This window comes from Pseudomonas sp. NPDC086251, assembly GCF_044746405.1.
In the GTDB taxonomy this organism is placed as follows: Bacteria; Pseudomonadota; Gammaproteobacteria; order Pseudomonadales; family Pseudomonadaceae; genus Aquipseudomonas.
The window spans coordinates 39,622-52,028 of the sequence record NZ_JBIVBY010000009.1 but is presented as its reverse complement, the minus strand read 5'-3'; the positions used below and the strand labels follow the sequence as shown (position 1 = coordinate 52,028).

Genomic DNA, 12,407 nt, shown 5'->3' with positions numbered 1-12,407 from the left:
ACAGGCTGTGGCTATTTAAGCGCGTTCTGCCAACAGGAGGAAATTACGCGGTGTGAGCGGGGTTTCGCAGAAGGTTCCGAGGCGAATGGCGTAGCCTTGGTCGTAAAGGAAAAGTGCCCGATCAAGGATCAGCCAAAGCTCCAGCGGGCGTCGGAAAAGTCCCCGTAGCAGCTCCAGATTGCGCACTTGAGCCAATCGCTGCCAACCAGCGGCTTCGACTGCTGGCCAGTCTTGCGTGCCAATTGTGGATAACTCTTTAAGTGCGGCCAAATGGTGGCAGTAATCGGCGAAGGATGTGTCCAGCCAAGCGCTGGGCAGCGACGGGGTGGGCAGGTATTCGTCAACGCCGCGAAGTTGCCGTTGCAGCAGGTCGAACGCCAGGCGGCGGGCCATGGAGGTGTCGCGTTGACGTCGGACGCGGGCACCCGCGGTGACGGTTTCGCTCATCGGTAGCGCGAGATCGTCGAGGGACAGCTGTAGGCTGGAACGCTTGGCCGAAGAGGAAATCGGTTGATACTCGGTCAGACTGATCCGGTTGTAGCAGCACGGCGCGATGGCCAGCTGTTTGCAACCCGCTGCACTGGCGAGCTGGATCAGACGTACATGCAGATCACCGCAGGCGTGCAGTGCGACCGGCGTGTGGTTGGCGTTCAATAAGGACGCGGCATCGGGAGCGAGTACATCTTGCTCGACGTGCAGTGCACGCAGCTGATGGCGTTGGCTGAGCGCCTCGCCACTGGCGACCAGCGCCGGGTCGTATTCCAGGCAAGTCAGTTGCTGCCCCGGTTGCAGCAGGCGTCTACCCAGATGACCTTTGCCCGAACACCAATCCAGCCAATGCGTCGGCGCATCAGAAAATGCCAGCCGGCTGGCAAAGGCTTCTATCTGCTGCCACTTGCGCCCCGGCACATCGACATTCAATCGATGCCCGGCCGCTTCTAGCGCGTGGGCCGGCAATTCGCCCACGGCACTCAGCTCAAGCGATAACGCCGCCAATGAAGCAAACGGCTCCGGCGCTTCCAAAAGAGCAGGGTGGTTGTGCGCATGCTCCGCCTCTTCCAATGACCGCCCGCGTAGCCATAACGCCAATTCCGGGTAGGACGCTTCCCAAGGCAGCTGCAGATGAGTAAACGGTCGAGGTTTCCACAACGCCTGATGCGTTGTCAGAAAAGCATCCAGCGCCGTGAAGCGGGCGAGTAGGGCCTCGCCCGTCAACACGTGGGAATCAACGCCCTTGGCAGGCATCGACGCGCAGCCAGCGCTCCAGCAACTTGAAGCCGCGAACCAGCACGTAGGCCATCAACAGATAGAACATGCCCGCGGCGAAGAAGATCTCCACCGGCAGGTAGGTCCGGGCAATGATGGTCCGAGCCATGCCGGTCAGTTCCAGCAGGGTCACGGTGCTGGCCAGGGCGCTCGCCTTGAGCATCAGGATCACTTCGTTGCTGTACGCCGGCAGGCCGATGCGCGCCGCACGGGGCAGGATGATGTAGAACAGCGCCTTGGCTCGGGACATGCCCAGCGCCCGCGCCGCTTCAATCTCGCCCGGTGGAATCGCCTGGATCGCGCCGCGCAGGATCTCGGCGATGTACGCCGCCGTGTGCAAGGTCATGGTTGCAGTCGCGCACCAGAACGGATTGCGCAGGTACGGCCACATCGAGCTGTTACGGATCGCATCGAACTGCGCCAGGCCGTAGTAGACCAGGAACAACTGAACCAGCAACGGCGTGCCACGGAAAAAGAAGATGTAGCCGTAGGGAATGGCCCGCACGTACCAGAGCCGTGACGAACGAGCAATGCCCAGCGGGATCGCCAGCAACAACCCGGCGATTACGGCAATGGCCACCAGTTCCAGAGTCAGCGTCGCGCCCTGGGCCAGTTTCGGCAGCCACTTGATGATGACTTCCCAGTTCATTGGGTGCTCCTCGCGAAGCCGCGAGCGGCGCGTTTTTCCATAAAGTACATGCCGGTCATGGCGAGAATCGTCAGGCCCAGGTACATGAAGGCGGCCACCATATAGAAGGTGAACGGCTGCTTGGACACGGTCACGCCGATTTGCGCGTGACGCATGATTTCTTCCAGGCCAATGACCGACACCAGTGCGGTGTCTTTCATCAGGATCATGAACAGGTTGCCCAGCCCCGGCAGGGCGATGCGCCACATCTGCGGCATGATCAGCCGGGTGAAGATGCGAAATTTCGACAGGCCCAACGCCACGCCAGCTTCACGGTGACCTTTGGGAATCGCCAGGATCGCGCCACGAAAAACTTCCGTGGCGTAGGCACCGAAGCACAATCCCAGCGCAATCACGCCAGCCGCAAAGGCGTTCAATTCAAGGTCGGGGTTGCCGAAGAATTCGCCCAGGGCACGCATCAGGTTGACCGTGCCAAAGTAGATCAATAGCACCCAGAGCAATTCCGGGATGCCACGAACCAGTGTCGAGTAAGTGCCGCCAAGCCATTGCAGCGGCTTGTACGGGGACGTCTTGGCCAAGGCGCCGAGCAGACCGAGCACCAGCCCCACGCACAAGGCCGAGAGTGCCAGTTTTACAGTCATCAGCGCGCCAGCGGCGAGCGCCGGGCCGAATCCGTAGAGATCGATAGTCATGGCTTTCTTTTCAAATCGCGGCAGGCAATGCCAGGGACTGGCGCCATCAGAACGTGGCGCCGGTCCGGCAGGTCAGGATCAGTAGATGCTGAACGGGAAGTACTTGTCGTTGATCTTCTTGTAGGTGCCGTCAGCGACGATTTCTTTCAGTGCGGCGTTCAGCTTCGTACGAATCTCATCGCCTTTACGTACAGCGATACCGATCTTGTCGCTTTCTTCCACCGGGTCGCCTTTGAACTCATAAGAACGGCCGGCGTCGCTTTTCAGCCACTCGTAGTTGACGTATTTGTCCGCGAGGATGCCGTCGAGACGACCGGAGGTCAGGTCGAGGTAGGCGTTTTCCTGGGTGTCGTAGAGTTTGACTTCAACGCCTTCCATGTTGTCTTCCAGCCAGGTGCCGGCGAGGGTCGCACGTTGTGCGCCGATCACTTTGCCTTGCAGGGAAGCCTTGTCGGTTTTGAAGTCGACGTCTTTCTTGGCGATGAATTGCAGTTTGTTGGAGTAGTACGGGTCGGTGAAGTCCACCGCTTGCTTACGCTCGTCGGTGATCGACATCGAGGAGATCAGGAAATCGAACTTCTTGGCGTTCAGGGCTGGGATGATGCCGTCCCAGTCGGACGTGACCACGGTGCATTCGACTTTCATCTTGGCGCACAGGGCGTCGCCGATTTCCTTGTCGAAGCCGACGACATTGCCACTGGCATCTTTGTTGTTGAACGGCGGGTAGGCCGCTTCGATGCCCATCTTCAAGGTCTCGGCGGCGGCACCGGCGCTGAACGCCAGGGTGACGGCGGCAGCCAGGAAGATTTTTTTGTAGTTCTGCATGCGGGTAGCTCCGTTAGCGGTTGCTGGACATGAATTGTTTGCAGCGCGCCGAAAGCGGGTTTTCGAACACCTGCTGTGGCGATCCTTGCTCTTCTACCAGGCCTTGGTGGAGGAACACCACTTCGCTGGACACCTGGCGGGCGAAACCCATTTCATGGGTGACCAACAGCATGGTGCGGCCTTCTTCAGCCAATGCGCGGATGACATTAAGTACTTCCTGGACCATTTCCGGGTCAAGGGCGGAGGTGGGTTCGTCGAACAGAATGACCTTGGGCTGCATCGCCAGTGTGCGGGCGATGGCCGCGCGTTGTTGCTGACCGCCGGAGAGTTGCGCGGGGTAGGCGTGGCGCTTGTCGGCGATGCCGACCTTGGCCAGCAAGGCTTCGGCGACTTCGATGGCTTCCGCTTTGCTTTGGCCGAGCACACGGCGCGGGGCTTCGATGATGTTGTCGAGCACGCTCATGTGCGGCCACAGATTAAAGTTTTGAAACACAAAACCGATCTCGCTGCGCAGGCGATTGATCTGCTTGCTGTCGGCAGCGACCAGTTCGCCGTTCTTCGCGGCTTTGAGTTTGAGTTCTTCGCCGGCCACCAGGATTTGCCCTTGGTGAGGGTTTTCCAGCAGGTTGATGCAACGCAGGAACGTGGACTTGCCGGAACCGGAGGAACCCAGGATCGAGATCACATCGCCGTCGCGGGCGGTCAGCGAGATGCCTTTGAGCACCTCAAGCGAACCGTAGCGTTTGTGCAAGTTGCGGATTTCAAGCGCGGGCGTGGCCTCAGCCATGTGCGTTCCTCATAGTGTTTCGCTCCTGCTGTTGGTTGGCCTTCCTGGCGAGGCGGCCAAGCTAGCATAGCGTCTGAATGGCAGCCAACAGCGCCTCGGGCGGTAAACGGGTGGCGTATGGCAGGTTGTCGCATCGGTACAGCAGACTGTCGCGCTGCTATCAACCGAACAGCCGTTTGAACCCGGCCAGTCGATAAAAAGCGCGGGGCTGTTCCAAAAAAGGGCGCGATGTTGCCAGCTTTGGCGGGGTGTTGGAAGCGCTATCCGGCCAAACGTTCCGGATCCGCACTTTTATTGTGCGTCCAGCGTTTTTTGAGTGTGTTTCTGGTGCGCGGTTTCGTTCTAAAAGTGGGTCGCTGGGTAACGCTCTGGCGAATTGCCATTAATCTCAATGACTTGCGATGACTGTCCGGTCAGGAGGAAAGCCCCGAGGCAGAGGGTTTTGTAATATTTTGGCGCAATTATTGCGTGCAGAATCCGGAACGCCCTGTTGGTTTCTTTTTACGAGAAGGAACGCCAGGCCGGGTGGACGTCATCGCTTTTCCTTACAAAGGTAGTTTCAATGAGCAGTACCCAAAGCTCCAATGGCCTCGAACAGGGGCTCAAACCGCGTCATGTGACCATGCTGTCGATTGCCGGGGTTATCGGCGCCGGCCTGTTCGTCGGCTCGGGTCACGCCATCGCTGCAGCGGGCCCGGCTGTACTGTTGGCCTATGCCGCCGCCGGCATGCTGGTGGTGTTGGTAATGCGCATGCTCGGCGAAATGGCCGTCGCGTCGCCAGACACTGGCTCCTTCTCGACGTACGCCGACCGCGCGATCGGTCACTGGGCCGGCTTCACCATCGGTTGGTTGTACTGGTGGTTCTGGGTGCTGGTCATTCCGCTGGAGGCTAACGCTGCCGCAACGATCCTGCATGCCTGGTTCCCTGGCGTAGATATCTGGGCCTTCGCTCTGGTCATCACGATGCTGCTGACAGTGACCAACCTGTTCAGCGTGAAGAACTACGGTGAGTTCGAATTCTGGTTCGCCCTGATCAAGGTTCTGGCGATCATCGGTTTCATCATTCTCGGTGTCGCAGCGATCTTTGGCTTCCTGCCGAACAGCCAGGTCAGCGGCGTTTCGCACCTGTTCGATACCCAGGGCTTCCTGCCAAACGGCATGGGCGCTGTACTGGGCGCCATCCTGACCACCATGTTCTCCTTCATGGGTACCGAGATCGTGACCATCGCGGCCGCGGAATCGAAAAACCCTGGCAAACAAATCTCCAAGGCCACCAACTCGGTGATCTGGCGGATTGGTTTGTTCTACCTCGTCTCGATCTTCATCGTTGTGGCCTTGGTGCCATGGAACGACCCGGTTCTGGCCAGCCTTGGCTCCTACCAGACCGTGCTTGAGCGCATGGGTATCCCGAACGCCAAGATGATCGTCGACATTGTGGTATTGGTCGCTGTGACCAGCTGCCTGAACTCGGCGCTCTACACCTCGTCGCGTATGATGTTTTCCCTGGGCAAGCGCGGCGATGCGCCGGCCGTGTCCACGCGTACCAACAAAAGTGGCACGCCTTACTGGGCGGTGATGTTGTCCACTGGCGCAGCCTTCCTGGCAACCTTCGCCAACTACGTGGCCCCAGCCGCGGTGTTCGAATTCCTGCTGGCGAGCTCCGGCGCTATCGCATTGCTGGTGTACCTGGTAATCGCGATTTCGCAATTGCGCATGCGTAAGCAACGCATGGCGCGCGGCGAGAAAATCGTCTTCAGCATGTGGCTGTTCCCGGGCCTGACCTACGCGGTCATCATCTTTATCGTCTCGGCCCTGACCATCATGCTGTTCCAGGACGCCCACCGCGTGGAAATCCTCGCGACCGGCCTGCTGAGCTTGTGCGTGGTGGCTGCCGGTTTGTTCGTGGCCCGCCGTCGCAAGCTGCAGAAGGTTGGCGCGGTCGTGCTGAACTGATTCGTACTGCGTGACGCAAAACGGCCGCTGTCAGTGATGACAAGCGGCCGTTTTTGTTTTTCAGGTAATGGTTCAAGCGGGGTGGACCCAGTCCTCAACCCGTAAGCCAGGTACCCGGTCAAACTCTCGAATGTTGTTTGTTATTACGGTGAATCCACGTGATCGAGCATGGCCGGCAATCATCTGATCGTAAGGGCCAATCGGTGTCCCCACTTTTGCCAGTTCTGAACGGATCATTCCGGTGTGAGCGGCGGCATCATTATCGAAAGGCAAGATCTCAAGGCGGGCAGCAAAACCCTCGATGACAGCGAGGTTCTTTTCCGGCGATGCAGATTTTTCGGCGCCGTAAATCAGCTCCATTAGTGTGACGGCGCTGATGCATAACTGGCCGTGATGACGATTGAACGCCTCGCGCACAACCTGTGGCTTGTTTTTGATGGTGAAAATGCAGATGTTGGTATCGAGCATGAATTTTATCATTGGAACGACTCACGCTCCTGATCAGCAGGCTGTTCGCGGTCGGTCATGAAGTCGGTACTCACACCTTCGCCATCGAACCAACTGTCCCAGGCTTCTCCGGCAGGGGTAATGATTCGAGCTCTGCCGATGGCGATCACATCAACTCTTTTCACATCACCTGGCATGGCTACGGCCTTGGGCAAGCGAACAGCTTGGCTTCGATTGCTCATGAAAAGGGTGGTTTGTTCCATTTTGACCTCATCCTCTTTTGCTGGTGTGGTGAGTCCAAAGGATAGTTTTTATGTGGGATATGTCAATGGGATATACGTAGTGGCTGACGAAGTGTAAGAGAGTTTGTAGCTTCCATAAAAATGGCCGCTGTCAGTGATGACAAGCGGCCGTTTTAGCTTCTGAGGCGAGTGTTTACTCAGCCTTTTCTTCCTGCGCATCCAGCGACTGGCGATAGCTGTCCAGCGCACTGCCGAAGTCGGTGATGAACTGCGGATCGGTCAACCATGCCTGTGCGGTGTCGCGGTCCATGCCGTCGGCCCACATGCGGTAATCGATCAGCATGTCGGCGGCCAGGTGGGTGGCGGCCATGGCTTCGTTGTCGGCGTTTTCCATGTCCAGCAGTTCTGGATGGTCGCTGATGATCTCGGCGAGGTTCGACAGCAGGGTCAGCAGCATGTCGTTGCGGCCGATGGCTTCGGCGTCGCGCATTTTGCTGAACATCGCCAAGGTGTATTCCGGGATCGGCTCGCCGATGTCGCCCAGGTCATCGTCCAGCTCGGCGGGTTTTCTGCCGTGGATATTGATTTGCTTGGCTTTGATCTTGGCGCGTTTGGCGCGTTTCTGTTGCTTGTTCAGGGAGGCCATGGGAACTCAGTTCGGTTTCTGTTGGGTTTGGGCTGCGATGGCGTCGGACGCCGCCACATAATCAGCCTGGAAGGCTGGCGATTCGATCCACGCCAGGGCGGCGGCTTCGTCGACCTCGGCGGACCATTGACGGTATTCGATCAGCGCCGCGAGGATGAAGTCTGTCGCGGTTTCTTCGCCCTCCTGCTCCAGCACCAGCGCGAGCAGCGGGTGTTCGAGGAAGGCCATGCACATGGCTTGTTGGCTGGTCTTTTGCGCGTCGATCATTTCTTTGAACAGTTCAGTCAGGTCCACCGATTCAAAGTCGATGCGATCGTCGTTCGGGTCCAGCTCGACCGGCGCGGCGGCGCGTTGGGTGCGGTTCTGCTTGGCCTTCGCTTTGGCGCGGGTGGCGCGTTTTTGCTGCTTGTTCGCGGATGGCATGGGCTCGTTCCGTATTTCGTTGAGAGGGGCAGGTCGATCAACTGCGTGGCACTAGCCGCCCGGGGGTATCAAGGGCCAGTTCGCCGTTTTGCAGCCAGGACAATGCAATGGGCCATAGTGTGGCTTGGTATGGGCTACGAAAAAAGGCGAAATGTCCGACTTCTTTTTCACCAATGTCCTCGGGGGCGATTCGCAGGTGGCTGTTTTGACTGCGGGTGAAGTAGCCGAGCAGGCGTTCGATGGCCGGGATCGTGCCGTATGGATCGTCGCTGATGCTGATGGCCAGGGTTTTCGCGGTGACGTTGGCGAAGGGCAGGCTGCCGGTTTTGGTGTTAATAGCGTGACCGCTGGGACGCTTCTCGTAGCGAGACGTCGGTGTACTCCAGTCGCGTACGACGCCGGCGGGTGTGTCTTCCAGCCAGCCCAGGCGTTTTCCGGGGAAGTACCCGCAAAGCATTGTCATCAAGGGCATCACCATGTGCCACTTGCCAAACATCCGCCAGCGGTGGGCGGGCGCATAGTCGCGCCAGTAAGCGAATTGCGCGCCGACCGTCACCAAGTGCCGAATTACATGCCCGGACGCTTCCAGGCCCGCTGCACAGCCTCCAAAGCTGTGGCCGACGACATCGATGGGCTGGCCGGGGAATTCACGTTGAGCGCGCTTGAGCATCGCCTCAAAGTCCAGCGCGCCCCAGTCGGTCCATGAAGCGTGAAGCCCTTTCAGTGAACCGTGTCGCGACTCGCCGATGCCGCGGTAGTCATAGGTGATGACGTCGAAGCCATGGGCAAACAGGTAATCAGCGAAACGCGAGTAGTGGCGACAACGGACCGAGGTGGCGGCGTTGATGATCACTACCGGGCGGCGGCTGTCCTGATGTTCATGCCGCCAGCTGAAGCCACCCAGGAGGTAGCCGTCTGCGGCGGGTTCCTTGAACGGTTCGCCGACAGTGGAGGTTGGCAGCGGTAACTCGATTTGAGTGGGCGCCAGTGAAGGCATGTCCTGCAAATTCATCGGTTTTGACCTTTGCGGGTAGCTGCCAACAATAGTCTTCGCGCTGCTTGCGGACAATCCATCCGTATTTACAGGGGAATCTGATCGAGCAGCCGCTCTTCAAGTGCCGCTCGTTCGCGATCCAGCTCCGCGCGCAGTTCCTCTTCGCTCGGTAGCACCCGCTTGTACTTGCTGGCGAACAGTTGTTCGTTGCCCTGTAACACCGAGTACCTCACTACCGACTCGTTTTTTTGCGCGCAAAGAATGATGCCGACAGTCGGCCCGTCTTCTTCGCTGCGCTTGAGGTCGTCGTACATGCGTACATACATGTCCATCTGCCCGACATCCTGATGGGTCAGTTCGCCGCGTTTGAGATCGAAGATGACAAAGCATTTGAGCAGGTAGTTGTAGAACACCAGATCAATGTAGAAGTCCCTGCCTTCGGTACTGATGCGTTGCTGGCGGGCGATGAACGCGAAACCCTTGCCCAGTTCAAGCAGGAAGCCCTGAAGCTGCTCGATGAGGGCTTGTTCCAGTTCGGTTTCCAGAACGATTCCTGCGCTGGGCAGGCCGAGAAATTCCAGCATCACGGGATCTCGGATGAACTCCCTGGGACTGTCGTTGATTGCCTGGATGTTCGTAGTCGCTTCCTGCATGACGGAAGACTTGTCCCGACTCAGCAGCAGGCGCTCGTAGTAGAGGGTGTTGATCTGGCGCTCCAGGGCGCGGCTTGACCAGTTTTGGTTGGCTGCTTCGTCCATGTACCAGTTGCGTGCCTTGTCACTGTCGACCCGCAGCAGCCTGCGGTAGTGGGTCCAGCTCAATTCGTGACGCAGTGCGTCACAAATTGGGAATGCTTGATAGAACAGGCGCATGTAGCGAAGGTTGGAGGCGTCAAAGCCTTTTCCGAATTGCGCTGTCAGCACCTTCGCCAGCGTCGCCAGCAACTGTTTGCCGTAAACCGCCCTTCGGGCACCTTCCTGCTCAAACTCGACAATATGCCGCCCGATCTGCCAGCAGGTTTGCACCTGAGCGGTATCGACCGCTCGCAGCACTTTCAGGCGTGCCTGACGGATCAGCTCGCCCAGATTGCCAAGCAGTGAGGCCAGTTGTGGATCTTGGGTGTTATCGGGTTTGACGATGCTCATGAAGTCTTCCGCAGTTGGAGGCACAGCGAAAGAGGATGGCAAAAGAGCGCTGGCTGATGATGCAGGGCGCCTCTGGTAAATCGGCAGGAAATACCGGACAGGTTTGCAGGAGCAAGCCGACGGCTGCGCAGATTTGAGGAATACAGTGCGTAGTCCAATTCGCAGTGGACTCAAGTACTAATCAATCTAAAACGCGGGCGCTCAGCGAGAAATCTAAAAAGAGTAACGATTGGGTTCTGCGGAACCCGGGAGTGCCCATCATGAAACATGTCCACGCATTCTTGCTGCCTTTGGCTGCTGTCGGTCTGCTGATGTTCCCCGTCATGTTGCAGGCGGCCAGCCTTGATCCGGTCGATAACTCAGGCGTGCAAGTCCAGCGACAAGAGCAAAACGGGATTACTTACCTGTCCGGTGGTATTGGCGAGGATGAGGCGAAGGCCATCCAGCAGACCACGGGGTACAACCTGCACATGACCTTCTCCGTCGGAGTGGAAAACAAATACATTCCAGATGTCGATGTGGTCATTCAGAAAGCCCAAGGGCAGCCCGTGCTGACGTTGAGCCAGGCGGGCCCGCTGGTTTACGTTCAACTGCCTCCCGGCAAGTACACCGTTGTCGCGACCCGCAATGGAGAGGCGCGGCATGACACAACGGACGTCGGAGGCGGTACTGCTCGTAATCTGGTTTTTCACTGGAATGGTGATGAATAGCTGCCCACACGTCGTGTCGCGAGTTCAGCTCAAAAACGTTACGGGCGCTTGCTGGCGTGGTGACAGGAGCTGGGGAATTGAAGCTTCGTCCAGCACTTCGGTAGTGACTGCAATCGTGCCTCACCAAATCCCAGGCATAAAAAAACCCTGAATCTTGCGATTCAGGGTTTTCGGTATTTGGTGCCAGAGACGGAATCGAACTTGTGATCTAACCTATTGTATTAGATGAATAATATGTATGCGGTAAATGCAATCTACTCACAAATCTACTCACTTTTTACAATCTTGCACCGTTTTTCCATCATCTACGCGTCACCGCCAGTAGTGTTTTCGTAGCCCTGTCAGTCGGACAGACGGTATCAAACCAGTGGCTTCGGACTTCCGAGTTTTGACCCTTTGCTAATCGGTGGCGCGGGGCTCTGTCCTGACCGAGACTTATCTCCTCGATTAGCCGTTGATGGTTTACCCATCTCTACCCAAGCTTCGTAGCCCGCTACATCGATCAGTATTCGTCCATCGGGCGCCTTTCGCCAAACGTAATCCTTCATCCAGGTTCCGTCTTGTATTTTTGCCCGGATGGCCGCCTCTGTGTATCCAGACTCGCTGGAAAACTTTCTGATGGTCAGATAGCGCATTTTTTCGCTCACTGCTCACTGCTCGGTGGCCATTCCGAGCCCGGGAAAATCATCGATGCCTGGGGGGTGTGTATAGCCATTGTTTAAGCGATGCCCAGGGGGTGTGTATAGCCGGCGAAAGTAGCTCGCGCCACCGGCCCTGAACTTCCATTTCGGTAGGGCAGATGCCGCGCCATGTCTTTAATTTACAAAGCGTGTTGCGTGACGGTGTGACGTGACGACCACCATGATGTGGTGATTGCCGGGTATTGACCCCGCTCATTCATGGGGTTGGTTTTGTCAGTTGTCGTTCTGACGGAGCCGCGGGGGATTCTGCAGCGCGCGCATCGTCGACTTTCTGTTGATTCCAGGCCAGCACCTCAGACTTGATCCAGGCTACGGCCTGGTCGCCCAGCTTTACTTGCCTCGGGAACTTACCGCTGACCGCCATCCTGTAGATCGTGGCGGTGCTGAGGCTTGTGAGCTTTTTTACTTCAGGTAGACGAATGAACTCGATCGGTTGTTTATCTTGGGTGTTACTCATCGGCTTCTCCTCGTACCACTGGCGCTCCACAAAAGATCATCTCCCGTCGTCAAAGCCTTCAGTTGCCCTGGTTCGGATCGGACATCCATTTAGCGATTGCTGACTGACGCCAGGCTACTGAGTTGGGGCCTATCCTGACCTGTTTTGGGAAGGTGCCTTCCCTGATCCGGCGATAAACCGTGTTTCGGCCAAGGCCGGTGATATGAAGCACCTCGTCGAGGCGCAGGAAACGATCGATGCCTTCTTTCATCTCCTGATATTTCTCAGTGTTGGCGGTGTCTGCCGCGGTCTACCGACCTTCGGCGCCTTGTTCTCGCCGTCCCGGCATGCGCGTAGGAACTCCCGCACGTCCTCCTTGAGCCAGCAATGTCTGGTGCCCATCCTGAAACTCTTGGGCAGCCAGTCCACGCCCCGGCGAATTCCCTCTCTGATCGACGCTTCAGTTCGGCCAAGCATCGTTGCCAGGCCG

General features: G+C 57.8%; 15 protein-coding genes. 2 read left to right on the top strand and 13 right to left on the bottom strand.

All coding sequences use genetic code 11. From position 1 onward, the window contains the following. Positions 1-15: 15 nt before the first annotated feature. From ACIPL2_RS12870 to ACIPL2_RS12850, 5 genes are all read right to left on the bottom strand, one after another. Positions 16-1,245: a methyltransferase gene (locus ACIPL2_RS12870; protein WP_401356727.1), complete on the bottom strand. Its 1,230-nt coding sequence runs from the start codon at positions 1,243-1,245 to the stop codon at positions 16-18. After that, positions 1,226-1,915: an ABC transporter permease gene (locus tag ACIPL2_RS12865; protein ID WP_401356725.1), complete on the bottom strand. Its 690-nt coding sequence runs from the start codon at positions 1,913-1,915 to the stop codon at positions 1,226-1,228. The genes ACIPL2_RS12870 and ACIPL2_RS12865 overlap by 20 nt, the downstream gene beginning before the upstream one ends. Beyond that, a complete protein-coding gene (locus ACIPL2_RS12860) occupies positions 1,912-2,607 on the bottom strand; it encodes an ABC transporter permease (RefSeq protein WP_401356723.1) in 696 nt (231 codons plus the stop codon). Before ACIPL2_RS12860 ends, ACIPL2_RS12865 begins: the two co-directional genes overlap by 4 nt. A gap of 78 nt (positions 2,608-2,685) precedes the next feature. Continuing rightward, entirely contained in the window at positions 2,686-3,432 is a 747-nt protein-coding gene (locus tag ACIPL2_RS12855; RefSeq protein WP_401356720.1) for an ABC transporter substrate-binding protein, read from the bottom strand. 13 nt (positions 3,433-3,445) lie between these two features. Next, positions 3,446-4,219 (bottom strand): ABC transporter ATP-binding protein, encoded by a 774-nt coding sequence (locus ACIPL2_RS12850; RefSeq protein ID WP_150735486.1) that lies wholly within the window; start codon positions 4,217-4,219, stop codon positions 3,446-3,448. 562 nt (positions 4,220-4,781) lie between these two features. Here ACIPL2_RS12850 and gabP point away from each other — a divergent pair. After that, positions 4,782-6,173, top strand: coding sequence for a GABA permease (gene gabP / locus ACIPL2_RS12845; RefSeq protein ID WP_401356718.1), 1,392 nt, complete (start codon positions 4,782-4,784; stop codon positions 6,171-6,173). A gap of 72 nt (positions 6,174-6,245) precedes the next feature. Here gabP and vapC read toward each other — a convergent pair whose 3' ends face one another. The 6 genes from vapC to ACIPL2_RS12815 all read right to left on the bottom strand — a co-directional run bounded on the left by vapC (position 6,246) and on the right by ACIPL2_RS12815 (position 10,070). Continuing rightward, the gene (gene vapC, locus ACIPL2_RS12840; RefSeq protein WP_401356716.1) at positions 6,246-6,653 is read right to left on the bottom strand and encodes a tRNA(fMet)-specific endonuclease VapC; all 408 of its coding nucleotides are present in this window, start codon (positions 6,651-6,653) and stop codon (positions 6,246-6,248) included. Beyond that, entirely contained in the window at positions 6,650-6,883 is a 234-nt protein-coding gene (gene vapB, locus ACIPL2_RS12835) for a type II toxin-antitoxin system VapB family antitoxin (RefSeq protein WP_401356713.1), read from the bottom strand. Before vapB ends, vapC begins: the two co-directional genes overlap by 4 nt. Before the next feature lie 172 nt (positions 6,884-7,055). Continuing rightward, positions 7,056-7,508: a hypothetical protein gene (locus ACIPL2_RS12830; protein ID WP_401356711.1), complete on the bottom strand. Its 453-nt coding sequence runs from the start codon at positions 7,506-7,508 to the stop codon at positions 7,056-7,058. A 6-nt stretch (positions 7,509-7,514) separates the two neighbouring features. Continuing rightward, the gene (locus ACIPL2_RS12825) at positions 7,515-7,931 is read right to left on the bottom strand and encodes a hypothetical protein (RefSeq protein WP_401356709.1); all 417 of its coding nucleotides are present in this window, start codon (positions 7,929-7,931) and stop codon (positions 7,515-7,517) included. A gap of 37 nt (positions 7,932-7,968) precedes the next feature. Next, on the bottom strand, positions 7,969-8,943 hold the full coding sequence (locus tag ACIPL2_RS12820; RefSeq protein WP_401356707.1) for an alpha/beta fold hydrolase: 975 nt from the start codon (positions 8,941-8,943) through the stop codon (positions 7,969-7,971). Between the two features lie 68 nt (positions 8,944-9,011). Continuing rightward, positions 9,012-10,070 carry a YhcG family protein gene (locus ACIPL2_RS12815; RefSeq protein ID WP_401356704.1) on the bottom strand — a complete coding sequence of 353 codons (1,059 nt, stop codon included), beginning with the start codon at positions 10,068-10,070 and terminating at the stop codon, positions 9,012-9,014. Positions 10,071-10,330: 260 nt separating this feature from the next. Here ACIPL2_RS12815 and ACIPL2_RS12810 point away from each other — a divergent pair, with 260 nt between their 5' ends. Then, on the top strand, positions 10,331-10,780 hold the full coding sequence (locus ACIPL2_RS12810; RefSeq protein WP_401356702.1) for a carboxypeptidase regulatory-like domain-containing protein: 450 nt from the start codon (positions 10,331-10,333) through the stop codon (positions 10,778-10,780). A gap of 897 nt (positions 10,781-11,677) precedes the next feature. Here ACIPL2_RS12810 and ACIPL2_RS12805 read toward each other — a convergent pair. Both ACIPL2_RS12805 and ACIPL2_RS12800 read right to left on the bottom strand, forming a co-directional pair. Continuing rightward, positions 11,678-11,938: a helix-turn-helix transcriptional regulator gene (locus tag ACIPL2_RS12805; RefSeq protein ID WP_401356700.1), complete on the bottom strand. Its 261-nt coding sequence runs from the start codon at positions 11,936-11,938 to the stop codon at positions 11,678-11,680. A 58-nt stretch (positions 11,939-11,996) separates the two neighbouring features. Beyond that, the gene (locus tag ACIPL2_RS12800; protein WP_401356698.1) at positions 11,997-12,188 is read right to left on the bottom strand and encodes a helix-turn-helix transcriptional regulator; all 192 of its coding nucleotides are present in this window, start codon (positions 12,186-12,188) and stop codon (positions 11,997-11,999) included. Between the last annotated feature and the right edge of the window lie 219 nt (positions 12,189-12,407).